At 59.7% G+C, this 24,757-nt stretch carries 18 protein-coding genes and 1 tRNA gene; 11 read left to right on the top strand and 8 right to left on the bottom strand.

Features of this window, described 5'->3' with window-relative positions:
* Positions 1-69: 69 nt before the first annotated feature.
* Complete coding sequence (gene ppdK, locus M0412_RS08845; protein WP_269698537.1) at positions 70-2,796, top strand: pyruvate, phosphate dikinase; 2,727 nt, start codon at positions 70-72, stop codon at positions 2,794-2,796.
* Here the strand turns inward: ppdK and M0412_RS08840 are convergent.
* The 3 genes from M0412_RS08840 to M0412_RS08830 form a co-directional block, all read right to left on the bottom strand.
* Positions 2,774-3,046, bottom strand: a complete 273-nt coding sequence (locus tag M0412_RS08840) for a hypothetical protein (RefSeq protein WP_142839256.1) — start codon at positions 3,044-3,046, stop codon at positions 2,774-2,776. The two genes, ppdK and M0412_RS08840, sit on opposite strands and share 23 nt — an antisense overlap.
* A gap of 152 nt (positions 3,047-3,198) precedes the next feature.
* A complete protein-coding gene (locus tag M0412_RS08835) occupies positions 3,199-3,606 on the bottom strand; it encodes a hypothetical protein (RefSeq protein ID WP_269698536.1) in 408 nt (135 codons plus the stop codon).
* A 150-nt stretch (positions 3,607-3,756) separates the two neighbouring features.
* Complete coding sequence (locus tag M0412_RS08830) at positions 3,757-5,121, bottom strand: dicarboxylate/amino acid:cation symporter (protein ID WP_269698535.1); 1,365 nt, start codon at positions 5,119-5,121, stop codon at positions 3,757-3,759.
* 759 nt (positions 5,122-5,880) lie between these two features.
* Between M0412_RS08830 and M0412_RS08825 the strand changes: the two genes are divergently transcribed.
* Positions 5,881-6,801 carry a DUF1499 domain-containing protein gene (locus M0412_RS08825; protein WP_142839259.1) on the top strand — a complete coding sequence of 307 codons (921 nt, stop codon included), beginning with the start codon at positions 5,881-5,883 and terminating at the stop codon, positions 6,799-6,801.
* A 240-nt stretch (positions 6,802-7,041) separates the two neighbouring features.
* Here the strand turns inward: M0412_RS08825 and M0412_RS08820 are convergent, their stop codons facing one another.
* Positions 7,042-7,950: an MBL fold metallo-hydrolase gene (locus tag M0412_RS08820; RefSeq protein ID WP_269698534.1), complete on the bottom strand. Its 909-nt coding sequence runs from the start codon at positions 7,948-7,950 to the stop codon at positions 7,042-7,044.
* 203 nt (positions 7,951-8,153) lie between these two features.
* On the opposite strand from M0412_RS08820, the gene M0412_RS08815 reads away from it, so the two are divergent.
* The 8 genes from M0412_RS08815 to M0412_RS08780 all read left to right on the top strand — a co-directional run bounded on the left by M0412_RS08815 (position 8,154) and on the right by M0412_RS08780 (position 17,496).
* A tRNA-Gln gene (locus tag M0412_RS08815) sits at positions 8,154-8,228 on the top strand.
* 166 nt (positions 8,229-8,394) lie between these two features.
* Positions 8,395-10,452 (top strand): site-specific integrase, encoded by a 2,058-nt coding sequence (locus M0412_RS08810; RefSeq protein ID WP_269698533.1) that lies wholly within the window; start codon positions 8,395-8,397, stop codon positions 10,450-10,452.
* A gap of 243 nt (positions 10,453-10,695) precedes the next feature.
* The gene (locus M0412_RS08805) at positions 10,696-11,784 is read left to right on the top strand and encodes a hypothetical protein (protein WP_269698532.1); all 1,089 of its coding nucleotides are present in this window, start codon (positions 10,696-10,698) and stop codon (positions 11,782-11,784) included.
* A 535-nt stretch (positions 11,785-12,319) separates the two neighbouring features.
* Positions 12,320-13,231, top strand: a complete 912-nt coding sequence (locus tag M0412_RS08800; protein WP_142839263.1) for a hypothetical protein — start codon at positions 12,320-12,322, stop codon at positions 13,229-13,231.
* Positions 13,232-13,313: 82 nt separating this feature from the next.
* Positions 13,314-13,733: a hypothetical protein gene (locus M0412_RS08795; RefSeq protein WP_142839264.1), complete on the top strand. Its 420-nt coding sequence runs from the start codon at positions 13,314-13,316 to the stop codon at positions 13,731-13,733.
* The gene (locus M0412_RS08790) at positions 13,733-15,769 is read left to right on the top strand and encodes an ATP-binding protein (protein WP_142839265.1); all 2,037 of its coding nucleotides are present in this window, start codon (positions 13,733-13,735) and stop codon (positions 15,767-15,769) included. Before M0412_RS08795 ends, M0412_RS08790 begins: the two co-directional genes overlap by 1 nt.
* Positions 15,762-16,511 (top strand): ATP-dependent Zn protease, encoded by a 750-nt coding sequence (locus M0412_RS08785; RefSeq protein ID WP_269698531.1) that lies wholly within the window; start codon positions 15,762-15,764, stop codon positions 16,509-16,511. The genes M0412_RS08790 and M0412_RS08785 overlap by 8 nt, the downstream gene beginning before the upstream one ends.
* Before the next feature lie 649 nt (positions 16,512-17,160).
* Positions 17,161-17,496, top strand: a complete 336-nt coding sequence (locus M0412_RS08780) for a hypothetical protein (RefSeq protein ID WP_142839267.1) — start codon at positions 17,161-17,163, stop codon at positions 17,494-17,496.
* A gap of 151 nt (positions 17,497-17,647) precedes the next feature.
* Here the strand turns inward: M0412_RS08780 and M0412_RS08775 are convergent, their stop codons facing one another.
* Entirely contained in the window at positions 17,648-19,744 is a 2,097-nt protein-coding gene (locus M0412_RS08775) for a 3'-5' exonuclease (protein WP_269698530.1), read from the bottom strand.
* Positions 19,744-20,175: an HNH endonuclease gene (locus tag M0412_RS08770; RefSeq protein ID WP_161991144.1), complete on the bottom strand. Its 432-nt coding sequence runs from the start codon at positions 20,173-20,175 to the stop codon at positions 19,744-19,746. Before M0412_RS08770 ends, M0412_RS08775 begins: the two co-directional genes overlap by 1 nt.
* A gap of 141 nt (positions 20,176-20,316) precedes the next feature.
* Here M0412_RS08770 and M0412_RS08765 point away from each other — a divergent pair, with 141 nt between their 5' ends.
* Positions 20,317-20,574 (top strand): hypothetical protein, encoded by a 258-nt coding sequence (locus M0412_RS08765; protein ID WP_161991145.1) that lies wholly within the window; start codon positions 20,317-20,319, stop codon positions 20,572-20,574.
* A 171-nt stretch (positions 20,575-20,745) separates the two neighbouring features.
* On the opposite strand, the gene M0412_RS08760 is transcribed toward M0412_RS08765, so the two are convergent.
* Together M0412_RS08760 and M0412_RS08755 are read right to left on the bottom strand one after the other, a co-directional pair.
* On the bottom strand, positions 20,746-21,729 hold the full coding sequence (locus M0412_RS08760; RefSeq protein WP_142839270.1) for a hypothetical protein: 984 nt from the start codon (positions 21,727-21,729) through the stop codon (positions 20,746-20,748).
* 104 nt (positions 21,730-21,833) lie between these two features.
* Complete coding sequence (locus M0412_RS08755; RefSeq protein ID WP_269698529.1) at positions 21,834-24,740, bottom strand: site-specific DNA-methyltransferase; 2,907 nt, start codon at positions 24,738-24,740, stop codon at positions 21,834-21,836.
* Between the last annotated feature and the right edge of the window lie 17 nt (positions 24,741-24,757).

The raw sequence follows: 24,757 nt of genomic DNA, 5'->3' as shown, positions 1-24,757 counted from the left end.
CGTTCCCAACATGCTGGCAATGCTGTAGATGATAGAAAAATGACAACGCTTCTGGGTGGAGAGCGTGGAATGAAAAAATGGGTTTATACCTTCGGCAATGGTGCTGCCGAAGGCAGGGCAGGTGACGTTGCAATATTGGGCGGCAAGGGCGCGAACCTTGCCGAAATGGCAAGTCTCGGCCTACCCGTTCCCCCCGGCCTCACCATCATTACCGATGCCTGCGCCCTTTATCACAAGAACGGCCGCGATCTTCCCGAAGAGCTGAAGCTGCAAGTCATGGCCGGCCTGCACGGCATGGAAACCGTGACCGGCAAGACCTTCGGCGGCAGCCAGTCGCCGCTGCTTCTTTCCGTCCGCTCCGGCGCGCGCGCCTCCATGCCGGGCATGATGGATACCGTGCTTAATCTCGGTCTCAATGATCGCACCGTCGAGGCGCTGGGCCATGATGCCGGCGACGCCCGTTTTGCCTGGGACAGCTACCGCCGCTTCATCCAGATGTATGCCGATGTCGTCATGGGCCTCGATCATGAACTGTTCGAGGAAATTCTCGAGGATGAAAAGGGCCGGCTCGGCCATGAATATGATACCGACATGTCGGCGGTCGAATGGCAGCACGTCGTTTCGCTTTACAAGAAGCTGATCGAGGACGAGCTGGGCGAAGCCTTCCCGCAGGACTGTCACGTGCAGCTCTGGGGCGCCATCGGCGCTGTCTTCGCCAGCTGGACCAACCACCGCGCCGTGACCTACCGGCATCTGCACAATATTCCGGGTGACTGGGGTACGGCGGTCAACGTTCAGGCCATGGTCTTCGGCAATCTCGGTTCGTCTTCGGCAACCGGCGTCGCCTTCACCCGCAATCCTTCCACCGGCGAGGCGGAGCTTTACGGCGAATTCCTCGTCAATGCGCAGGGGGAAGATGTGGTGGCGGGCATCCGCACGCCGCAGTCGATCACCGAGGCTGCGCGGCTGGCATCGGGTTCCGACAAGCCCTCCATGGAAAAGCTGATGCCGGAGGCGTTCAGTGAGTTCCTGGCCATCTGCAAGCGGCTGGAAAACCATTATCGCGACATGCAGGATCTGGAATTCACCATCGAGCGCGGCAAGCTCTGGATGCTGCAGACCCGTTCCGGCAAACGCACCACCCGCGCCGCCATGAAGATTGCCGTCGATATGGTGGAAGCAGGCACGATTTCGCAGGAGGAGGCGGTCTGCCGCATCGAGCCCTCATCGCTCGACCAGCTGCTGCACCCGACGATTGATCCGGGCATTTCCCGCCCCGTCATCGGCTCCGGCCTGCCGGCCTCTCCGGGAGCTGCTACGGGTGAGATCGTCTTCACCTCGGAAGAGGCGGTTGCAGCGGAAGCCGAAGGCCGCCGGGTCATTCTGGTGCGCATCGAAACCAGCCCGGAAGATATTCACGGCATGCACGCCGCCGAAGGCATTCTGACGACGCGTGGCGGCATGACCAGCCACGCCGCCGTGGTGGCGCGCGGCATGGGCATCCCCTGCGTCACCGGTGCCGGTTCCATGCGCGTCGACATGCGCAACAAGGTACTGATCGGCGTCGGCTGTATGCTCAAGCGCGGCGATATCATCACCATCGATGGCTCTTCCGGCCGGGTGCTGAAGGGCGAAGTGCCGATGACGCAGCCGGAACTGTCTGGCGATTTCGGCAAGCTGATGGTCTGGGCCGACAATCTGCGCCGCATGACGGTGCGGACCAATGCCGACACCCCGGCCGACGCCCGCGCCGCCCGCGCCTTCGGGGCGGAAGGCATTGGCCTCTGCCGCACCGAACACATGTTCTTCGAGGGCGACCGTATCCACGTGATGCGCGAAATGATCCTTGCCGAGAGCGAAAGGGGCAGGCGGGCAGCGCTCGATGAGCTTCTGCCGATGCAACGATCGGATTTCACCGAACTGTTCCAGATCATGCATGGCCTGCCGGTGACGATCCGTCTGCTCGATCCGCCGCTGCACGAATTCCTGCCGAAGACCGATGGCGAGATCGTCGAGGTGGCGGCCGCCATGGGCATGCCGCAGACCGTGTTCCGTCAGCGGCTGGATGCGCTGCATGAATTTAACCCCATGCTCGGCCATCGCGGCTGCCGTCTCGCCATTTCTTATCCCGAGATCGCCGAAATGCAGGCCCGCGCCATTTTCGAAGCCGCCGTTGAGGCAGCCCGCATCACCGGCGCGCCCGTTGTGCCTGAGATCATGGTGCCGCTGGTCGGCCTGCGCTCAGAGCTGGATTATGTCACCGAGGTTATTGATCGTGTCGCTGCCGCGGTGGCGCAGGAAACCGGTATGGAGATCGAATATCTAACCGGCACCATGATCGAACTGCCGCGCGCTGCACTGCGCGCCCATGTCATCGCCGAAGCCGCGGAATTTTTCTCTTTCGGCACCAACGATTTGACGCAGACGACCTTCGGCATTTCCCGTGATGATGCAGCGCGCTTCATCAACACCTATCAGCGCAAGGGCATCATCGAGCGCGACCCGTTCATCTCGCTCGATTTTGATGGTGTGGGGGAATTGATCCGCATCGCCGCCGAACGCGGCCGCCAGACACGACCGGAACTGAAGCTCGGCATTTGCGGCGAACATGGCGGCGATCCGGCCTCGATCCATTTCTGCGAGGATGCTGATCTCGATTACGTGTCCTGTTCGCCGTTCCGCGTGCCGATTGCCCGCCTTGCCGCCGCGCAGGCAACGCTTGCTGCGCGGGCGAAGGAGGGGCAGGTTGCAAGCAACGTTGCCTTCATTCCCGTCAGGGGTTCTGTCGGACGATGATCTGACGCTCGACGACAACCGGCCTGTAGAACATGTCGCGGTTCATCTGCGCCTGCCATGCACGGTTATCGGCGCGGCGATCCATTTCCAGATCGAGAAGGCAACCCGCCATCGGGTCGGTGCCGGGGCGGAAACCATAACCCCGGCAAGTCGCCTCGTCCCGCGCCCGCCGCTCTTCCGGCGTCAGCGTCTGGCAGGCGGTAAGCGCCAGCATGGCGGCAAGCGAACCGAGGACGATGGAAACACGCATCTTGTTTCTCCCTTGAACATGACAGCCGTACGGCACTTTTATTGCCGCGATTGATACGCCTGTTTTCATATGGGGAAAAGCCGCATTGGCGCGGAAAGTTGCATCAATTGACCGCCAGACAATGGCTGCGCCCGGCCCAGCGGGACGGACCTCTATCCGGTTTCAGAACCGGACAAAAAAGAGGAAGGGAAAAAGCCCTGCAGAATGAGCCAGTCACTCAATAACAGCGTGAGGATGGCGGCGAGAAAGATGCCGCCCATGAAGGCGATGAGGCCGAGCGTGGCGCGTGTCCACCGGCGGGTCTGATAAAGATAGATGGCAAGACCAACAGGCGCGAGCAGAATGGTCGCGACTTTGGCGGCAGAACTGCGCCGGATGTCCCGCTTTTCGGCATCTTCTATCTGCCACCAGGCAAACAGCGTGATGATGCCGATCATCTGTACGAGATCGTTTGCGGTAAAGGAACTTGGAGGTCCGGCGGGCCAGATGGCGGCGTCGATCAAGAGGCCGAGGGAGAGGAAGGCGAGCAGGGCGACATAAATCCAGTTACGTTTCGCCATGCGCAGGTTCCGCCGAAAGATGCATTGTTGTCTGTGCCGATATTGCTATCGACGAAACCATCGCCGTCAATCCCAAACTCTTATGGAGCAACGGCAGTGGCACACGTGGGGCGTTTCCTTTTCACTGGAAACGCCCCACGATTATCGTGATCAGGCCGGCGCCACTTCCCGGTCATCGAGCGCGTCGATGTCCTTGGCGTTGTTGTAGACGGCCTCATTGAGAATGCCTTCGCGCTTGGCGACGATGGTCGGCACCAGCGCCTGACCGGCAACGTTGACCGCCGTGCGGCCCATGTCGAGGATCGGGTCGATGGCAAGCAGCAGGCCCACGCCTTCGAGTGGCAGCCCAAGCGTGGAGAGTGTCAGCGTCAGCATCACCACCGCGCCTGTGAGACCCGCTGTTGCAGCCGAACCCAGCACCGAAACGAAGACGATCAGCACATATTCCTGAATGCCGAGCGGTACCTGGAAGAACTGCGCGATGAAGATCGCCGAAATCGCCGGATAGATGGCGGCGCAGCCGTCCATCTTGGTGGTGGCGCCGAGCGGCACGGAGAAGGCGGCATATTCGCGCGGCACGCCGAGGCTCTTTTCCGTCACGGTTTCGGTGACGGGCAGCGTGCCGATGGACGAGCGCGACACGAAAGCGAGCTGGATGGCTGGCCACGCGCCCGCAAAGAAGCGTGACGGCTTCAGGCCATGGGCGATCAGCAGCGCCGGATAGACCACGAAGAGCACCAGCGCGAGACCAATATAAACGGCCGCCGCATACCAGCCGAGCTGCGAAAGCGTCGTCCAGCCATATTGGTCAACCGCACGCCCGAGCAGGCCGATGGTGCCGATGGGGGTGAGGCGGATGACCCACCACAGGATCTTACGCACGATGGCAAGGAGCGACTGGTTGAAGGCAAGGAACGGCTCCGCTGCCTTGCCAGCTTTCAGCGCCGCAACACCAAAGGCAATCGACACCACCAGCAGCTGCAGAACGTTGAAGTTCAGCGAGGTGCTGCCGGAACCGTTGTTGATTTTGGTAGAGGCTTCAAGGCCGAAGACGTTGGCCGGAACGAGGCCCTTGAGAAAGTCCAGCCAGGAGCCGGTGGAGGAGGGGGCTGCCGCTGCCGTATTGGCAATCGCCGTGTTGACACCCGGCTGAATGACGAGGCCGAGCACGATGCCGATGACCACGGCGATGAGCGCCGTGATGGCGAACCACAAAAGCGTCTGCCAGACGAGCTTTGCCGCATTCGAAAGGTTCTTGAGATTGGCGATGGAGGCGACGATGGCCGTGAAGATCAGCGGCGGCACTAGCGCTCGCAGGAGCTGCACGAAAATGCTGCCGATGGTCTGCAGCGTCACGGAAAGCCCGTTCGGGCTGCCGGCGGCATCGGGACCGATGTTGCGCGCAACGAGTCCGAGCAGCAGGCCGATGACCATGGCGATCAGAACCTGAAAGCCGAAATTGCGATAAAAGGGTTTAGGCCCGGAGGGGCCGGCGGACGTCGTTGCCTGTGACATGACATGTCTCTTTATTGTGCAAGAAAACGAGAATGTTGCACTTTTTACACGCATTCTCGAGGGAGGTCGCCGAGGATACGCCGATTTCCTCAGCAATTAAGGGATGAGCTTGCGTATTTGTTGCATTGCCGGGGAATTATTCCCTTAAGTGGCGACAATGGGGAAAAATATTCCCGTTCCCTGTTGCCGTGGCCTCTCAGTCTGCCGGAGCGATACCGGAGGCCGGGGGAGCGTCTGCATTTGGCAGGAGCGTTGCGCACCCCGGGCCATGTCCACTGCTGTCCGGTTCAAGTTTCTGGAGAAGGCACAAGCCTCTCATTCGAATAGGCTTTCCGGATTTTCGCCTTAACCCGACACCAAAGAAGAGCAGCGTCGCCCGATGGGAAGGAAAGTCATGCCAATTGCGCCGACGTCATCCTCGGGCCTGTCCCAGGATCTGCCAACGTATTGATTTTATTCAACGTGATTAGATCCTCGGCATAAGGCCGAGGATGACATTGAGTGAATGTTCACCCTTCATCATCGACTTCAAGGCGACAGCGACCTGTCCGGAAATTTAACCCGACAGTAGTGGATCATGTCCGGCATGACGGAAAAGAGGTCTTCAGAGGTTGTGAGCACGCTTTACCCGCAGATCGGCTCCCTCCTTTGTTTTCCTCGCCGCAAATCCGGTCTATGACATCATATGCAGGTGATTCCCTTGCCAGATTTCGGGTGCAACGCTTTTACGCCAATGCGATCTTACGGATATCCGCTTCCATGACTGTGCGTTTCGTCCGGCCTTTTTCGGTTGCAGCCTATCTTTCCCGCTATCTCGGTCTGGCGGCGCTGGCGCTATTTCTGATTGCCGCCTGTGTCCACCGGTTTGGACCACTGACGACGCCTGACCTCGTGGGGTTGCTGATAATTGCCGCCGGCATCGCGTTGGCGGCGGTGCTTCTGGCGCTGATCGGCCTTGAGCGACTGTGGACAAAGGGCGCGCGCGGCGGACTTTCAGCGCTTGCCGCTCTTCTCCTGTCGGCCCTGCCGCTCGGTGTGGTCGGTTACGGCGCATATCTTTATTGGCAGCAGCCGAAGATTTACGACATCTCGACCGACCTGACCGACGTGCCGGAATGGCTGGTGACGCCGGTGGCGAACCAGCAATGGCTGGCAAGGCCCGCCATGGTGGCAAAGGAAGACCGGGACGCGCAGGCGATTGCCTATGCCAGCCTCGCCGGCCGCCGTTATGAAGGCGCGATCGACCGCATCTATGCCGCCGCCAAGAAGATGGCCGCTGCCCAGAATATCCGCATCAGCCACACAAGAGGCGTCATCGGCGCGGAAGAAGCGCCCTCCACCGGCATTCCAGAACAGGACAAGACTCCCCCGGCTGAAGAGGGCCCAGTGGAAGACCTGCCCTCCATCGTGCCGGTGCCCACGGCCCGGCCGGCTGAGGCGCCGCAGCCCACCTTCTTTAATGGCAGCGGCGTGGTGCTGATGCAGGGCGAAACGCGCACCCGCATCTGGGGCCTGCGTTTTGATATCCTCATCCGCCTCAGGGAAGAGGCGGAAACCACCATCGTCGATATCCGCGTCGCCTCGCGTTATGCCCCGCATGATCTCGGCATGGGGGCTGCGATCGCCGAGGCCTATCTCGATGCGCTGGATGCGGAAATGCAGGGGTTGAACGACAATTGAGACGTTTTTGATGTGAGATAGCGCATGGCGCTGCGGCTTGGTTTCTTCTCCCCGAGGGGGAGAAGGTGGCCCGAAGGGCCGGATGAGGGGGCAACGTTGCCGAATATATCTACCCTTGCCCCCTCATCCCGCTGCCGCGGACTTCTCCCCGGCGGGGAGAAGAAACAAGTGGCATCCGCTCGTTCCCCAACGGGGCGTAAGCGGCTAAAGCATCTTGAGAATTCGCGCCTCAAAACCCCGTCAGGCCGGAAAATACTCGCCCAAGAGTGAAGGCGTACCATCCGTCCGCACCTCGCCCTTTTCGATCAGGTCTTCGATATGCGCCAGCACGGAAAGTGCGGCTGCCCCGTGCAGGCGCTTGTCGGTGCTGGCATAGATCACCTTCACCATGTCGGCGATCAGCCGGTCGCCGTCCCGGATACGCTTCAGAACCGCCTTTTCCCGCATGCGGCGGTGGGCGCGTAAGCCCCGCATGAAGGCGGCGGGATCGGTGACCGGCCCGCCATGGCCGGGCAGGAACAGCCGATCGTCGCGGGTGAGCAGTCGCTCCAGCGAGGTCATGTAATCGCTCATCGCCCCGTCCGGCGGTGCAACGATGGTGGTGGCCCAGGCCATCACATGATCGGCGGAAAAGACGATGCCGCTGCCATCAAGCGCAAAGGCGGCGTGATTAGCGGTGTGGCCCGGCGTATGCAGCGCGGTCAATGTCCAGCCATCGCCGGAAAGGCTCTGCCCGTCACCAAGCGCGATATCGGGCACGAAAGCCGTATCGGAGCTTTCGGCAAATGGGTTGGTTTCACCCGCATAGAGCGGCCGGGCGGCGCGGTGCGGACCTTCCGCAACCGTTATCGCTCCCGTCGCTTGCTTCAGCCGCCGGGCAAGCGGTGAGTGATCGCGATGGGTGTGGCTGACAAAGATGTGAGTGACCTCGCGGCCGTCAAGCGCCGTCATCAGCGCCTGAAAATGCGCCTCATCCTCCGGGCCGGGATCGATGACGGCGACGGAACGGTCGCCGACGATATAGGAGTTGGTGCCATGGAAGGTGAAGGCGGAAGGATTGTTGACGGTGAGGCGCTGGATCAGTGGGGCGACAGGAACCGCCTCGCCATAGGCCGGCTTGAAATCGAGATCGAATGCCGGGTCCGCCATCAAGACCTCCTGAATGAATGCCATGCCGCAAGTGCCAACGGCGCCCGCCGCACAATCGCCAAGCCCTATCATGCCGTCTGCGACGCAGCATCCAAAAAGCTTGGATTTTGTGAAAAAATTGGTCGCCGGGTCATTGCCGCGCCGGTCCGGCTTTGCTAATCAGGCGCGGTTCAGGCAGCGGCGTTTTTCTTTCGCTGCCCTGTTGGGGCGTCGCCAAGCGGTAAGGCACCGGTTTTTGGTACCGGCATTCCCAGGTTCGAATCCTGGCGCCCCAGCCAAGTTTCCCTTTTCAAGCCAGAATCACGGTTTCTCAGCACATCCGAGTTAGCTGGGAATCGAATTCGAGGCACTGTCGTACCGGACTGTCTTACACGACTGTCGTACACAGCTGTCTTACGGGAAGGCGAACCAAGTCCTGCTCACCCTCTTAGGAAAGGGTTTAGCATGGCAACGATTCAACACGTCTACAAGCGCGGTTCGGTCTACTGGTGGCGACGGCGTTTACCACTTGGAACAGGTGTCCATGCTTGGGTGAGGCTCGAAATCAGCCTGCACACCAAGGAACTGGAACGGGCGCGGGTCGTCGCTCCGGAGGTGACGCTTGCCAGCCATCGTCTCCTGCCCAGCCTGAGACAAAAGATGATATCGCCGGAAGACGCAAAGAAAATCCTGATACACGCCGCCAAGCAGCACAGCTTCCATCTGGATTCGATGATGGCGGCCGGTTCCAGAACAGGCGTCGACGCAGCAAGTAAGCGTTTAACGGAAATTCAGAGCGGTTGGGCGTTACGCCTGTTCGCCGCCCAAGGGATCAATGCAAGGATTGGTCCCGACGAAGAGCGCCAAATGCGCGCTGCCGGACTTGATGACGAGATGATCCACGGCGTTCGTGAGACAATGGGGTTCCTCAGTACCAATGGATTTGGCCAAATCGGTCGCCGTCAGCTGGAGGCTATCCTCCAGGACCACAACATCGCGCCGGCGGAAACGCACATCCTCCAAGCAGAGCAGCTTTGCTTGCGCGGCATGTCGGCAGCGTTGCTCAATACCGAACGGCGATGGTCCGGCGTCCGACCTGATGATATTGCCCTCCTCAATGCGGCGCTTGTCGGCGATACCGCAGCGACGGCTGTATCGCACGCTGCTTCGTCTCAATCCGTGTCGCAGCGAACGTCGGTAGCACCATTTGGAAGTCGAACTGTACCGTCGTTTTCGCAACCTTACACACCTCTTGAGAAGGTGCCTGCATCTGTTCGTACGATCGCGGTTGCCGCCCCTCCGGTTGAAACCGAGGACGAATTCGATCTCGACGATGAGGATGAAGCGGAACTGGAACTGCAGGATTCGGACAAGGGACTTGTCGAAATCGTCCAACTGGCAGCGGAGGAGAGGGTCGCAACCAAAGAATGGCGTCACAAGATGATTAAGCAACACGTGAGTATTGCCAAGTTGTTGGTTCGATTCGTCGGACACGACCAGCCGGCACGCTTGAGGCAGCGAAACATCTCGGAATTCCGAAGCATGCTGTTCAAGCTTCCGAAAAATCATGGAAAGTCGCCGAACGACCATATCATGCCCCTCAGCGAGCTTCTGGCTCGTGCCACGACGTTGCCGCCCGAGGAGGTTGGCTTGTCGCCCGCGACGATAAATCGCTACATGACCCAAATGGGCAACATCGTGGACATCTGCAAACACGCCGGATTTCCATTCGGGAATTTCGAGGGCGTTTCCGGCCTGCGAACCAAGAGGAAGGGCGACGTCAGAAACGAGCGTGGACGTTTCTCAACCGAGGAACTGCAGACCATCTTCTCGCTGCCAGTGTGGGAGGGGTCGAGTAGCTTCGACGAGCGCTTCGGCGGCGGAGACGAAATCTTCCATGACGCGGCCTATTGGGTTCCGTTACTGGCGATCTATGTCGGAACTCGTCGTGAAGAGATGTGTGGCTTGCTCCTCGATGAGGTCGAGACCCATTTTGAGCTTCCGTGCATCCGCATTGAGGAAAACTTCGTCCGCAAGCTGAAAAACGCTCAATCGAAGCGGCGCGTGCCCATCCACCCAGAGCTGCTTCGCCTCGGATTCCTTGAATACGTTGATGAGCTTCGCAATCTCGGTCACGTCCTGTTGTTCCCCGAACTGAAGGCTGCATCCCCTACGACGCCGATGGGTGACGTGTTTGATGACAGCTGGCAAAAAATACGATCGACAGCGCTGCCCAAGGCCAAGGATGATGGGAAGGTCCTGCATTCGCTGCGCCATTGGTGCAACAATGAAATGAAGCAGGCCGGCATTCGGGAGGAGTACCGAAAGGACATCCTGGGGCACACCAACGAGGGTGTGAATGAGGGGCGTTACACCGATCCGGCGCGGCTGCGTGTCATGGCCGATGCACTGTCAACATTGCCTTTACCGACCGCGCATTTGAAAGCTCATCCAATCCGACCGATCGAGTCAGTCCTGACGCATTCTTCCCGACCGGCACGAACCAAGAAAACTGCGACGTAAGGGAATTGAATCAATCAAAGGTTGAATTAGTAATCACGTAATTAAAATGCGAACTAAAAAAAATGCCGCGTTGAATTCATTGAGGAATCCAGCGCGGCAAATGGCGGAAAACTCTTGTATATAGAGAAAAATCTTTAAATTACATAATGTTGGCAATCTCGGTTGTAACGCGTTTTTGAAATTCGTGTCACCATTATCTCACGGTCGCGATGAAGACCGGATGAAAACGGAGACAAGAAACGAATGACAAAATACACCCATAAGAAGAGGGCGGCTGTTGCCCAGACCAAGCCGGGGCCGACCATCAGCCCTGCCCAGGAGGACGAACTGAAGTGGCTACGGGACGCGTTCCAGTCGCTCGGACGCCGGACGACAGCGCAGGCCTTCGAGATCGGCGGCTACCTCGTGCGCGCAAAGTCCATTCTCCCGGACAAGGCGTTGGGCGCATGGATCAAGGCGGTGTGCAAGTTCACGCCGAAGACCGGCCGCAACTACATGGCAGTCCAGGCGAGCCTGGCGGACTATAAAGAGCGGCTCGAGGCAGCGGCGGTTGCTCCGACGGTCCTCTTCGTGCTGGCCTACGCCGAACAGCCGGAGGTCGAACGGGTCATCTCGGCGATCGAGGCTGGCGAACAACTGACTGTGGCTCAGGTCAAAGCGACGGTGGGCGTCGAGGCAAAGCGAAAGGTCGCTACCACCCACGATGCTCTCAATGTTGGCGGCCTCGCCGGCTTGCGTAAGGCTGCCGAGTTGAAGATCACGCAGGACGTTACTGAGTTCCACGGGCTAATGTCCGCAGTCCTCAAGCGAGTTGAGAAGGCCATGGAGCCGATCGCCAGAGGCAGGGCGGTGAAGAAGGGGCTGCTCCAGGATGCGATTGTGTACGATTGCCGTCACGCCCACGATCTTCTCAACAGCATCGCCGCGCCGATGAAGGTGGAAATGGTTTCACATGTGAACTGGCGGCCGGCGCGTCTGCCCGAAGGCAGCGCATGGCGCACGGTACAGGCATTGCTTCACCGTATGGGCGGCGCTGACGACTGGCCGGATCGGACCGAGTTTGTCAGCTGGCTTCAGGACGAAGTCATTCCGGCGTTACGCTTCGTGGTCCATGGGGAGGCGCTTACCTCGACGGAGGAGGAAATAGAGAGCGCCGATGCGGGTGATGACCTTGCGTCACAGGAACCGGCAGAGGCCAGCGACCGGGTGCAAAGGGGAGAAGAGGCGACGCTGGCTCGCATCAACAGCGTGTTCAATGGGATGATCGCGCAGGCGTCATCGGTCGGAAAATCCCGGGAGCGCCGTTCCGTACCCTCGGCGGTCGCGGCGTAACGATCCCGGCAAAGACGACACCCATGGCCCCGCTCGCGCGGGGCTATTTTTTGTCCGCTGGTCGCCGCGTGTCCCGTTAACCATACCGGAGCTCTGTCGTTCCGGAAGTGTTCTTGCCGGCTTGCCGGACACAATTCTCCGGGCTATGTCGACAGGGTCAGCAGAAACCGAATATCTGCAGACACTTAGCGGCCCCCGCCGGTGGTGGAACACCGAACGAGGGCCTGACCCGCAACCTTGTGTTCTAAGGAATTGGGCTATGTCGACCCATATCTGCTTCGCTTCCGAACGGGAAGCTTTCTCGTCTCCTGATCCTGTTGACGATCGTGCGTCGCCGCGGCGCCGGTTGGCGTGCTTCACGATCCAGTGCGCCTTCGGACTGGCACTCGCCAGATTCTAACGGCTGATCATCCCTGACTTCGGACACAGCTTCATTTGAAGCCAGCCGGCCACCGGATGGGGAAATCATTTCCGCATCGGACGCCGTGCGCCTGAAGTTTGCCGGCCGGTCGCCTCCGTCAACAGGAGCAATATCATGACGACCATTCTTTCCGGTGCGCCTGGCGCGCCAGCCTATCCGCATGCCGTCGATCTCGACACCCTTCAGTCCCGTTTCGACGTCCTCATCGACGCACTTTCGTCGCAGTCCTTCTCCGCCGTCGCTCTTTCCAAGGCGCTTGCCGGCGGTGTCTCTGAAGCCGCGGCAATCCTGCGCGCCATTCCCATCCAGGAAGGGAGGCTGCTCGAGCGCGGCATCGGTATCATCGCCGACCTGAACCCGGACCTCGTGGTGCTGACGCAAAATCTGCGGCTGCCGGTCACGAAGACGGCGCTCGAGCTGGTCGAGAAAAACGATCCGAAACACTTTCGATCGCTGACGCTCGACGCCGACATCGGCGGACGCAAAACGTATACGCCGGACCTGATCATCGTGAACCGGAAGACGAAGCTTGCCCACGTCATCGACGTCAAGCGCAGCCTCGGCTCGTACGAAGTCTCGCGGATCAACGAGCTGAAGAGCCGCATGCTGGCCGCAGCACTCGTCGTTCCCGATCTTCTCTACCGCGAACATCATCGGCTGGTGGCCGAAGAAGTCCGCGTCGTCATCTTGAATGCAGAAAACCAGCGCTCGGACATTGCCGGTGGCGTCTGGCCCCTTAGCGATCTCGATCATCTCGTCGAGGTTTGCGGGGCGGGGAAGGCGATCGGCATGCTGCGTGAACGTTTCCATGGCCGGATCGACGAGAACTGGAAACTGGCTAGGAATGCCTTTGCCGGACCGATGGAGGAACGGGTACGTCGCGGTGGCTCTGCGGACATCACTGGCGTGAATGAAAACGAGACGACCGATCCCGCCGCTGGCTCGACCACGGAGGTCCATCAGCCAGCCGGTCGTGGCCAAATCCGTGTCGGCTTCGCCCGCATCCCACGGGCCGGCACGGGCTGACCGGCCCTCTCACGTTCCTTTCCGCTTTCTATTCCATTCGTTCGCGCCGAACCGTGCTGTTCGGCGACAGGAGACGCCTGTCATGAGCCGACACACTTCTAACGTGATCCCTTTCCCAAACAACCTCCCGCACGAAGCACCTCCGACGCCGAAGCCATCCAGCCGGATGAAGCGACTGGCGAAGTTGCAAGAGGCGACGAGCTGCGGGGCGACTTCCATGTCACAAGCCATTCCTCAGGCCATGGCCATGTGCGCGGCAAAGCCAGATGCCTCGCCCGATCCGGCGATCGTCGCCCAGGTCGTGATCGGTTTTGCCCGACGCAAAGGTATCGCCATGACCAGCGTCCCGAAAATCTTCCGTGAACAACTCCTCACGCTGTGTGCGGTCAGCGATCCGACTGCGCTGATGTTACGCGACTGGCTTGAGGGCAATCGCAAGCTGCTGGGCGTCATTGGTATGCCGACACCTCACGGTATTCATGGAACGGAGGAGGGCGCGTGATGGAAACGCTCACTGATCGCATCACGCGTTATCTGTTTGCCCGCATCCGCCGGCTGGCCATCCTCGATCTTTACGAGCGCGCCTCAGTCGTCGGATTGCTGGAGGCGGACTTCATCGTCGCTGGGGATGAGACGACCGGTACGGTCTGGCGTGTCCCGGAGCAATCCCTGCGATTGCTCGACGCCGACCCGGCTTGGGCGCGCGCCGAACTCATGCGGCGTCTCGGGAAAGCGCCATATAGGACGACGGCAATCGACGTGCTGATCCGGGACATTCCAGGAGAACCGCCACATGAAAACGTCCGTTCCGCCCCGAAGGGCAGGACCGATCGGGAAAACCATGCCGCATGCCGCCGCCCGAAATCGGGAGCCGATGCTGCATCGAGCGTTTCTGAAGCACCATCGGCGTCCAGCGAATTTCTGGCGCTGCTTCGCGAGCAGCTTGCTCCGCCAAGCGTCGCCCATGTCGCAGTCGCCCTATTGGTCGCCCGTGCCGTTGGTTCAAGCGTTCCCGACCTGTCGGTGCTCTCGGCCGCACTTCGGAACCCGGGAGCCTTCGTCTTGATCAAAGCACCGGTTGGCCGTTTCGAACGCCGCTTCGGTCTGATGCTCGAAGATGGCTTGATCCTGCCGTACTGGACGAAACTCGAAGACGTTCATCGCAGCAGCCCGCTCTCGGACGGATACGGTGATCGCCGCCGGGGAAAGACCCGTAAGACGATCAAGACACTAGCCGGCACCGATGTGCCGAAGGCGGTCGAGCGATCGTTGAGCCGGTTCCTCGTGGATGTCCTGCTGGAGCGGTCAGCGCCCGTGGTTCTTGCCGATGAGACAAAGACCGCGCTTCCGCCCTTTGTGTCGATGACGGCCGATCTCGTTCTCGAGAGCGGTGGCCTCGATCATGAACTGATCGCGGAACTCCTGCAGACGTGTTGCGGTATCGCGCCGAAGCAGTCGCTGCGGCAGATGGAGAAGATGGCGCTTGATCTTGAAGGGCTTTCGATCGATGCGCTGGCGCTGGCTGTTCGTCCCGGACGTGGTCTCGATAGCATCCTGTCAATCCTCGAAGTCCTCGGCGAACGGGCGCGCTCCTCCGACAAGTCGGACGATGATGACGATGACGGTCGCAACTCCGGGCGCGGTAGCGATCGGTCGGGGCGGCCGAAGGTCAAGAGCCGGTTTTTGATCAAGGACGGTGATGACCCACCAAAATCCGTGGATGGGATCGATGTCGTTCAGCCGGAGAAGCTGGCGGAGACATCCGGGAAGGAGGGCAGCGGCAGCGCATCCGTTGATCCGGCCAATCCGGAACACAGCCGGCTGCGTCAGCTGCGGGTCGAGAGACTCTCGGGCTATGGCGACGCACACGGTTGGGCGCTCGACCTCAAGACAGACCTTCAGCTCTGGCGCGACGGTGGGCTGGCCTGGAGCGAGATGAGTACGAAACTAATGCTGTCGGGATCGCCCGGCACCGGCAAGACGACCTATGCCCGCGCGCTTTGCAATACGTTGCAGGTTCCGCTGCTGGTGACGTCGGTAGCCTCCTGGCTTGAGCCTGGTTATCTCGGTGACGTTCTCAAGCGCATGTCCAAGGCGTTCGAGCTGGCACGGGAAAATGCTCCGGTCATCCTGTTCATCGACGAAATCGACAACATCGGAAGCCGGTCCGCAGGTCGACGGGAGCAGCACGATGACTACTGGCACTCGCTGATCAATCGGCTGCTTGAGCTTCTCGATGGAACCTCGAAGACCGATGGCGTGATCGTCATTGCCGCGACGAACCTCCCCGAAAAGATTGATCCGGCACTGTTGCGATCGGGCCGACTGGAAAAGCATGTCGCGATCCCTTTGCCGGATATGGAGGCACTGGCCGGCATCCTCGCTCATCATCTCGGTGACGATCTGGCTGGTGTGTTGGCGTCTGCGCCGTCATGCCGTCCCAAAACGATCGAAACAGCACGGCAACAACAGGTCCATGTCGGCGGTGATGCAGATGTCATCGACCAGTCCAATCGCGGAGTATCCCAAGATGCCTGAAGCCAGCCAGACGATTACACCTGAGCAGCATCCCGATCTTCGACGGCTGGCCTTGCTGGCGACCGGCAGCACCGGAGCCGACATAGAACGACTTGTGCGTGACGTTCGCCGGAAAACCAGAAGGCAGCAGCGGTCGCTGACTTGGGGCGATCTTGAGCATGCCTTGCTGGCCGGCCAGGTGAAACTCTCCGACGATGTGCGCTGGCGTACCGCCATCCACGAGGCGGGACATGCGATCGCCTTCTGTGACATGAGGATCGCAGAGGTCATCACCGCAAGCATCGGGATCGGAGGAATGGGGCAGGTGGTCAGCCGGCAAGGTCAACATCTCCCGCAGACGCAGGACTGGCTGATGCGCAGCATCGCCTGCATGCTGGCCGGGCGTACGGCAGAGCTGCTCATCTTTGGCGACACGGTGGCCGGGGCAGGTGGATACGATGATAGCGATCTGGCCAGGGCCACCGAACATGCGGTCGCCGCCGAGACCCGGCTCGGATTCTCCAATCATCAGCCGTTGCTCTATCGGTCAGTGGCAGGAAGCATCAACGAGCTCAGTCTCGACCGGCATCTGGCTGAGCGGGTCAACAGTCGCCTGATGGAAGCCGAAGCGATGGCCCGCAGTCTGCTGGAGAACAGGCGGGACGCGCTGGTCGCCATCGCCACGCGGTTGAAGGACGTCGGGGTCATGACGGGCGAGGAGATCACGCACCTGCTCGTCGCGTCCGCTGGTCCACCGACCTGACGAAACCCGACGGGGAGCTCTGAAACCGCGATTCCTGCCGGCGCCACGGCGATTCACCGTTCCCAAATGCCGATTCCGAAGTCGCGGAAATCGATTCCGATCTGCGGAAGTTCGATTCCCGCTCCGGTACCGGCACCGCGGGGACGAGTTCGGGTGACCTGCCATCGGCAGCCGTCCGAGGTGGCGATGGTTGCAAGAAGACGATGACGCGGTGCATCGAGTGACCCGGTCGATACACCACCACAAAACAGCCGGAAAGGCAGTTGGAAAGGTTCAGGATGTTGTCGAGAGTTGTGATGCTGTCCACCCCGCGAAAGCGGCATCTCAACGTGCGGCAATGCGCTTCACGCCGGATCAAGTCTTCTGCAAATCAATTCCTCTCAGATCAAAGTACCATGCCTTGGCCTACGTTCCGGGCAACTCGAAATACATCATCTCAATTTACGCTTCCGCGATTCCTGTTCCAGTTTTCTCGTTGCCAACGTCCCAATCAGTGATTCCGGCAAACCGCGTTTGCAGGCCGAAGCCGTCTGGCTGGCGATTAGAGACGAGCCAGCCCTCCCTGTCCGAAATGTCAACATAGGCAGACGACGCTTGTCCCTTGCATGGCCGGCACCGAGGCTGAGGCTCCACAACAAGGAGACAGGCAATGCCCCGGAAATCGAAGAAACAACGCAATGCAGAACAGGTCGCCCGGCAGCAGCGAGTGAGGGATGCGGCCAAGGTCCGACGTCGGCCGTCTCGCGACGATTTCGCGAGGGTGCTGCTCTGGCAGATGATCACGGCCGCTCACGGACGAGAAGATGCGCGGCTCGCCCTGGATAAGCTCAGCGAAGCCATCGTCGGCGGACTGGAACGTCAGGGATTCGATGCCCGCGAAAGCGAGGATGTCTTCGAGGAGCTGGCCGATCGGTACTCGGATGGCCTGTTTCCGTTCCGGCCTAAATGGCATCTCAAGTCTCAGCCTACGGTCTGCCAGCCATGACGTTGATGGCGCGGTGCCGCGATGTCAGTTCGCTTTCCCTGAAGGCTTGCAGCATCCTCCCGCAAACGGCGTTCCTTTATTGCCCAACGTCTTCCCCCCATTACTCCCGATCACGGCGTTTGCAGAGGAATCGCGGGCGGAGACAATCCGATCAAACGTGAAGCAAGTCCTCCAGGAACTCTGAACCGGGCCCAACCGCGGAGACGAAGAGATGATCCCGGGCGCGGGTTGCGGCGACGTAGAGCAGTTGTCGTTCTGTCGCCACGACCTCGTCCAACTCGAACTCGTCGGCGACGTCATCGATGCGCGCCGCCAACGGCAACACACCTTCATCGCAGGCGACGATTAATACAGCACGGAATTCTAATCCCTTTGCGAGATGCATCGTACCGATGAGCATTGCCTCTTCAGGGCCTCGCCCAGCAAGCGATGAAACTGTCTCGACGGCTGCCAGTTCGGCGACCTTCGATGCACGAGCTATCTGCTCGTTTGATCGGCAGAAGATGCCGATCTCGTTTGCTTTAATTCCCTGTTCCAGAAGGTTGCGAAGGAATTGCGAGGCAGCCGTAGCCTCTTCCTCAATTGTTGGTGCGACGACGATAACAGGCTCGACGCCATCGAATACCGATACCGTACCCTTGCGCAGGTCCTCCTCACCGTCGACGTCTCGGACACTTTCGGGAAGCAGCCGGTCCGCCATCCTTCTTATCTGATGCGAGGTGCGATAGTTGACCTTGAGCGTGAAAGACCGCCCGCGCACGTCGATACCCAGCCCCTTCCAGGAAAATGGTTGCTGAAAGATGCGCTGGCCGATGTCTCCGGCGAAGAAGAGCGAGTCCGGTCGGTTGGGCACGATGGCGCTCAGGAACCGCAGTTCGGCGACGCCGAGGTCCTGGGCCTCATCGACGACTACATGCGTGTAAGGCTTTTCGGTGCGGTCTTCGAAATGCTTGGTGACCACGGTGAACAGGTCCGCAGAGGTCAGTAGAGCTTTCGTTCGCAACTGCTTGCAGACCTCCGAGAAGACTGTCCAGAGCTCTTCGCGTTGCTTCGAGCCAAGCCGGTTCTTACGTCCCATCCTCGGTACTGTTGCATAGGTTTCGGCGCTGTCGATCTGCCAAGCGTCGATCACATGCTCCCATTCTGAATTGAGAAACTGAGGAGTATACCTCGTCACGTTCACCGCCTTCGTGGAGTCGGCGATAAGTGCCCTCAGTTTTTCTCGGCCGACCAGATAGGCCTTCCGACCCGTCATGAGCGCGAACAGGTCAGCTGCCGCTTGTTCGAATGACGATATGGTCACCCTGTCGGCGAGAGAGGGGCTGTCGGCAAGGAGCACGCCAAGCTTGCGCTTCAGCGCGGTGGCAAGCGGCTCCGAGAAGGTCGTCAAGAGCACCTTCGCCTGAGGCTCGTTGCGGAGAATGCGTGCGACCCGGTGTAAGGCGACCACGGTCTTTCCGGTGCCAGCCGAGCCGACCACGCGCACCGGTCCAGAAAAGTCCCGGTCCACCAACGCCCGCTGTGACGGATGAAGGAACACCGACCATTTTTCGAATGGCTGGTCGAGCGCCGCGGCCAGTTCCTCATGCCCTTCCAGGATACGGAACCGCCGTTGCGCATCAGGATGGCTATAGGGATCGGTGGTAACCGGCGCCGGCTTACTCAGAACACCTGTTGCGGCATATTCCAGCAAGGCCTCGGCGGCTTCCTGCGGTAAATGACCGGCGAGCGTGAAGAATTTGTCTTCGCTTGCGTCGAGGACGTCCCTGATCCAGTCCTCTGGGACACCGATCGACAGTGCGTCGTCGGTGGATAATTTCGAAAAAAGCGGCAGTGTCGAAACCGACGGCGTAGCTGGAACGAGGAACGGCAACTCTGGCTGTCGTGCCGGCGCCGGCTGGACCACGATCTCTTCGACCCGTTCGCGCACTTCGACGATCTGAAGTGCACCTGTGCGCGAATGGGTCTCGATCCGGCGTCGTTCTGCCCATTTGTAGGCGTCGTCGTGGTGGTCGACATAGGCGAGCATGACGCTGTCGCCGGTCTTATGGATGATGATCCGGAGATCGCGATTGACCCGGACCGACCAGAAGTTCGGGTCCTTGGACGCATCGATCCTGTGGAACTGCAGGCCTGGCCGGTTCGGATCGGTCTGCAGGTCGAACGCCGTCAGCTTCACCTGTTTCTGCTCGTCATTGGTCAGCTTGGCCAAGGATGCGGTAAAGCTGTCGGCGAGGATGGTGGGCATCAGTATGGTCCCCGTGATTCTTCGGCTTTTCGAAACTCTTCGAATCGATACAGTAAAATGTCTGGATCGGGGCGAGATGCCTCATCGTTGATCGCATTTACCAACAGCCCATCATGAGCTGCGTATTCAGATCGCGCGATGCGCTTGGAAACAACCACCTTCAGGCGATTGTTGATCGGCTCAAAGCCGATCAGTTGTTTGTCAAAGAGCACATGCACATCTGCCCGGAGCGCAATCCCGTTGCGGACGTCATTTGTCTTCGGACCAAGGTATCTGAAGAGATGTGCGGCCTCGACAACTGCTGAGGTCCGAGACCGAGTAACTGCGCATCGCTTCCAGGCCAATAGTACCTGCTTGCGGAAATCTCGCTGGCCTTCGCGAACAACGTTGAGAGACTCGGTTCGCCTGCGTTCATCCACTGGATCAGCCAAGTCGAAATCCAGGCCGGATAGAAGAGGGAGTGGTCCTGGCGACACCCGCCGCACCAACTCGCGACGTAGAAGTTCGAGTCTCGACAGGAGGCGGGGCCCTGGAGTCGCTGCCAAGATCGTCCGATCTGACGATAAGTGAAAATGAATGTGTTCGCTTCCACGGTTGGCGAGAAATTTGATACAGCCGGCATCGAGGGATCGTACCTCGCCGTCAATCGTCCTGAAGGCATAGGGGACGGGAGCGCCGAGCTTCCAGAAGAGGCCGACGAAAACCTTCTCGAAGAAGTCGGTTCGGGCCGTTTTCCCAAGCGCCTTATCCCCGAGCGTCTCTGGAGTGTAGAATTTTGGGTTCTGACCGCGGGAGAAAGGGTGACTCGGCTCTCGCCAGTCGGGGATTGAAACAGGTAATTGGGGAAATTCCTCCATCCCTAAACATCAGACCTTATATATCCAGACCAATCGCATCTTAGGATTGATCAAAATCCGTTAAGATATAATCCTCTTGGAACGCCTCGTACCGCCGCCACTGCCGCAGTTGACTATTCTCTACCGAACGCAAACGTGAGCCGATCAGTGGGTTGCTGGCCATGAAAAATCAAATCGGCCGACGTATAGCGTGTCATGCAGACGCTGCAGATCATGTTCCCATTCGCCAATCGCCCGACGATAGGAGGGGTTTTGCCGGCGCTTGGCGTTTCGAACAAACGCGGCGATGGTTTCCGCCAGTTTGTGTAGCCTGCGTAGCGAATTTGGCGTGCCCCAGAGTGCCATATGCGGACTCGGCAGGACAGGAGGCAGAGCAATTCTGAATACCCGATCGAGTATCGCGTATCTCATCGAAGGGGTAAGCACGCTTAGTTGGCCTACTTTGTATCCAAAGAAGGATAGAACGCCATCTTCAGGCGCATCAAACGAGTTTAAGCTTCCGTTGCCCTTTAGAGCGTCTGTGGACGGCCATTTGAAATATTCCCCGTCGAGTGCGAGTAGTTGTTCCTCAATCCTCGCAAGCTGCTCGAGCGCCTTCTTTCTGACCTCCTCACTTGCTGTTTGATTAAGAGATAAATTCAACTGCCTTAACCAGCGTTCAGCAAAGCTCATGGCAGAGATTTTTGTACTGACCTTGGCCGTTCTTTTTGCGTCTGGGGCTGACGGGAACTTGGAGGCAAGCGTCTCCAGCTTTGCGCCGTCCGCGTGGTCTGAATGTTCTTTTGCTAACGTCTGAAAGGGACGTGAGGGAGTGACAGGGAAGCGCTCGGAAGCGATTGCAGTAGAACTGACAACCGAGCAACTCGTCTTTGGCTTCCCCCGGATAGAAACATCGATGAACAGATACTCGCCGGAATACCGGATGGGATAAACGACCTTGCGGCTCGATACACCTAGTTCTCCATCTGGCATCCTAAGAAGAACGAAACCGTGCATCAGGTGACGGAACTCATCTCGATTGAAAACGAGTATTTGCTTCGTCAGCTCAGGCAACGGCCGCAATCGTTGAGGAGCCTTGGGAGAAGGCACATTCTTTTTGTTAAGGGCTCTGCTCACCCGGATGGCCAAAGCTCTGTCCGGGGTCATTTGCAGGCCGTGTTTGCTTACCAGTGACGATGTCTTTAGACCACGCTTTCTTCGTTTCCGTTGAGACACAGTTCTTCCCTCATCGCCTACACCCCAAACACCTTCAACACCTCGTCCCCGAAGTGGTTGATCACCTTCACCGCGATCCTCCCCGTGCTCGGCCGAGCGAACGGCCGCGACGTGTCCGCATAAAGCGTCCCCCACGCATCCGGGTCGATCTCCGCCTTCAGCACGGTCTTCAGCGACTTGTAGGGATCGTTCGCGCCGAGGAAATAGGCGTGGCGGACGAAGAAGCTCTCCTCGTCGTAATCGGTGTCGATGAACCAGGCGGCGATGCCCTTGACGTCGTCGGAGCGGATTTCGCCGGTGGAGGGGTCGAAGACATCGACGCCGTGGACCTTCACCCTGATCTCGCCGCTGGGCGCATCGAGGATTTCGACGTCCGGCTCACCGAAGACGACGAAGAGGTTGCCCTTTCCGGTGTTCTTCAGGTCCTCGGCCATGTGCAGGTCGGGGTTCATGCGTGCCTTCAGGATGGCGAGTGGGCCGAGCCGGTTGAGGTCGGTCGCTTGCGCATCGAAATTGAAGGCGCAGGCGATCAGCACGTCGAAGCGGGCGTCGGAGGCTTCCCGAGCTGCAGCGGTGATCTGACTGCGGGTCAGCGTGCCGAATTCAGGTCCAACAAGGATCGCCGCGCGCTTCTCCGCCGCGCCGCCATCGGTATAGCGGCCCTCGGCGGCGATATAGTTGCCCGGCCAGGGCTCGATGGAATTGAAGTGGATCGTATCGGCCTTTGCCTGCTGGTGGACGCCGGCGCTGCGAAGATGCGCTAGCACCATCTCGCCGAAATCGGCCTCCGGCATATTAGCGGGGGCGGACGCGCGGGACGTGATTGCACCGGCTGCGGCCAGTTCCGCGCCCAGCGTGTCCTCGCGCGCGGCGACGACGCGATGCGGCGACAGGCTCTCGACGGTGAAAGGCCCGGCGACGCGCACCTTGCTCTTGTCCTCATAGGGGCGGTCGTAGAGCAGTTCGACATCGGCGGCGCGGGCGATCGAGCCGTCGATCTCCTGCTGCCTGCTGATGCGGCCCTCCCACCAGGCGGCATGCAGCTTGCGCACCGCGTCGGTCACCAGATGCACCTTGGCCTGCCCGTCCTTGCTGTCAAGCCAGGCGTCGAGATCGCGGGGGATTTCCCATTCCTCGAAGGCGGTGGACAGCGCCTCGTTGAGCCGCCGCCGCAGCGGCTCCAGCACGTCCTGCCACTTTTCCCAGATCACGTCGATCTCGGCATTGTTGGCGATGCTTTTTAGCGTCACACGAGCTGCACGATCATAGATGAAGCCCTGCCGGATATCGCCCGTGACTGGGGTATCGGCTAGAATCTTTCCGGAGACGTCCTGCTCCTTGGCGCGACCCTCGCGGCTGTCAGCCAAAAGGTAGTAGGGGAAGCGCGCGCTCATCAGCCGCGTGCGGGCAAGAGCCAGCGCCACACGTGATGTATCAACGGTGATCCAGCGTCGGCCCCACTGTTCGGCGACATAGGCTGTCGTGCCCGAGCCGCAGGTAGGATCAAAGACCAGATCGCCTGGATCACTGGTCATCAGAATGCATCGCTGCAAAACAGACGGGCTGGTTTGGACTACGTATGTTTTGTCTGGGCTGCCCGCCGTGTCAGTCCAGATGTTTGACACGGGATAGGCGCGAAAATCATCGATGTAGCGCACATAACGTAGAGTGCGCCCCGCCTTCTTGATCCTGCTTGCCTTTAGAAGCTTTTCAAAGCCAGCTTGTCCTGTCTTCCAGTATCCTCCGCTCGGGCCAAAGGTTGTTCCTTCAAATTTAACCGGAAATGAACCAGGCGGCCTATTTGAAGTTAGGCTCGTGAGCTGAAAGGCGCGACCATCCTCGTCCATTTGATCGTATCGAGCGCCCGAACCGTGACCAACACCAAGTTCCTTTGTAAAATAGGGTCTGCGGAATTTGATCTTGCTGATGTCTCGGCAGTACCAAATCAGATAGTCCTGAACAGCGGGTAGGAGGTCGCTTGTTTGGCCGCCAGTCTTTTGGAAGGTGATCTCGCTGACAAAATTCTCCTCGCCAAATACCTCATCCATCAGAGCCCGCACTCGATGCACGTTCTCGTCGCCGATCTGCACGAAGATCGAGCCGCTTTCGGCGAGCAGTTCCCGCGCCACCATCAGCCGGTCGCGAAGATAGGTGAGGTAAGAGTGGATGCCATCCTTCCAGGTGTCGCGGAAGGCCTTCACCTGTTCTGGCTCTCTGGAGACATCCTCCTTCTTGCCGTCCTTCACGTCCCGGCTCATGGTCGAGACCTGCCAGTTCGAGTTGAACTTGATGCCATAGGGCGGATCAAAGAAGATGCTCTGCACCTTGCCGCGCATCTCCTCCCGCTCGGCAAGGCTCGCCATCACCTGCAGCGAGTCGCCGAGGATCATGCGGTTTTGCCAATGCTTGGTGTGTTGGTAGAATTCCGCCCGAGCCTCCGGATCGGCAATGCCGTTGAAATCGGCAAACAGGTCCGGCGCGTCCGACTTCTCCTCGCGGGCCTTGTTCGTCCGACGCTTCAAATCGTCGATGATCGCCTTGGGATGCACCTTTTCCTGGATGTAAAGCGGCGGCGCATTGACCACGAGATCGGACCAGTCCTGACGGTCCTTGCCGCGCCAGACAAGTTGGGCGTCGCCGATCTCGATCTCGCCTGTCTCGGCCAGCTTTCTCATCTGCGCCTGCGTGATCCTGATCTTCGCGCCGTTCCAGATGACCTGGGGGTCGCGGTCCATGTCCCGATCCCGCTCCTCGCCATGCGCCAGCGGCCGATCGCGTGGGATGCGCATCTCGCGAGAACTCTCGCCCAGCATTTCCATCTGCTGCTCATAGAGCGACGCCATCTCGGCCGTCGGGTTGTTCAGCCGCACCGCCTTGTCGTGTGTGAGGGTGGAGACATCTTTTTCGCGCGGGGTCTTGGCCATGTGGACGATGTTCTTTC

Origin of the sequence: Agrobacterium sp. O3.4, from assembly GCF_041414895.1 — a bacterium.
In the GTDB taxonomy this organism is placed as follows: Bacteria; Pseudomonadota; Alphaproteobacteria; order Rhizobiales; family Rhizobiaceae; genus Agrobacterium; species Agrobacterium cucumeris.
This window is presented reverse-complemented; position numbering and strand designations above follow the sequence as displayed.

What these genes read in the sequence shown, in the direction of transcription:
- ppdK (WP_269698537.1), top strand. Translation starts at nt 70, where the DNA reads ATGAAAAAATGGGTTTATACCTTCGGCAATGGTGCTGCCGAAGGCAGG.
- M0412_RS08840 (WP_142839256.1), bottom strand. Translation starts at nt 3,046, where the DNA reads ATGCGTGTTTCCATCGTCCTCGGTTCGCTTGCCGCCATGCTGGCGCTT.
- M0412_RS08835 (WP_269698536.1), bottom strand. Translation starts at nt 3,606, where the DNA reads ATGGCGAAACGTAACTGGATTTATGTCGCCCTGCTCGCCTTCCTCTCC.
- M0412_RS08830 (WP_269698535.1), bottom strand. Translation starts at nt 5,121, where the DNA reads ATGTCACAGGCAACGACGTCCGCCGGCCCCTCCGGGCCTAAACCCTTT.
- M0412_RS08825 (WP_142839259.1), top strand. Translation starts at nt 5,881, where the DNA reads ATGACTGTGCGTTTCGTCCGGCCTTTTTCGGTTGCAGCCTATCTTTCC.
- M0412_RS08820 (WP_269698534.1), bottom strand. Translation starts at nt 7,950, where the DNA reads ATGGCGGACCCGGCATTCGATCTCGATTTCAAGCCGGCCTATGGCGAG.
- M0412_RS08810 (WP_269698533.1), top strand. Translation starts at nt 8,395, where the DNA reads ATGGCAACGATTCAACACGTCTACAAGCGCGGTTCGGTCTACTGGTGG.
- M0412_RS08805 (WP_269698532.1), top strand. Translation starts at nt 10,696, where the DNA reads ATGACAAAATACACCCATAAGAAGAGGGCGGCTGTTGCCCAGACCAAG.
- M0412_RS08800 (WP_142839263.1), top strand. Translation starts at nt 12,320, where the DNA reads ATGACGACCATTCTTTCCGGTGCGCCTGGCGCGCCAGCCTATCCGCAT.
- M0412_RS08795 (WP_142839264.1), top strand. Translation starts at nt 13,314, where the DNA reads ATGAGCCGACACACTTCTAACGTGATCCCTTTCCCAAACAACCTCCCG.
- M0412_RS08790 (WP_142839265.1), top strand. Translation starts at nt 13,733, where the DNA reads ATGGAAACGCTCACTGATCGCATCACGCGTTATCTGTTTGCCCGCATC.
- M0412_RS08785 (WP_269698531.1), top strand. Translation starts at nt 15,762, where the DNA reads ATGCCTGAAGCCAGCCAGACGATTACACCTGAGCAGCATCCCGATCTT.
- M0412_RS08780 (WP_142839267.1), top strand. Translation starts at nt 17,161, where the DNA reads ATGCCCCGGAAATCGAAGAAACAACGCAATGCAGAACAGGTCGCCCGG.
- M0412_RS08775 (WP_269698530.1), bottom strand. Translation starts at nt 19,744, where the DNA reads ATGCCCACCATCCTCGCCGACAGCTTTACCGCATCCTTGGCCAAGCTG.
- M0412_RS08765 (WP_161991145.1), top strand. Translation starts at nt 20,317, where the DNA reads ATGAATGTGTTCGCTTCCACGGTTGGCGAGAAATTTGATACAGCCGGC.
- M0412_RS08755 (WP_269698529.1), bottom strand. Translation starts at nt 24,740, where the DNA reads ATGGCCAAGACCCCGCGCGAAAAAGATGTCTCCACCCTCACACACGAC.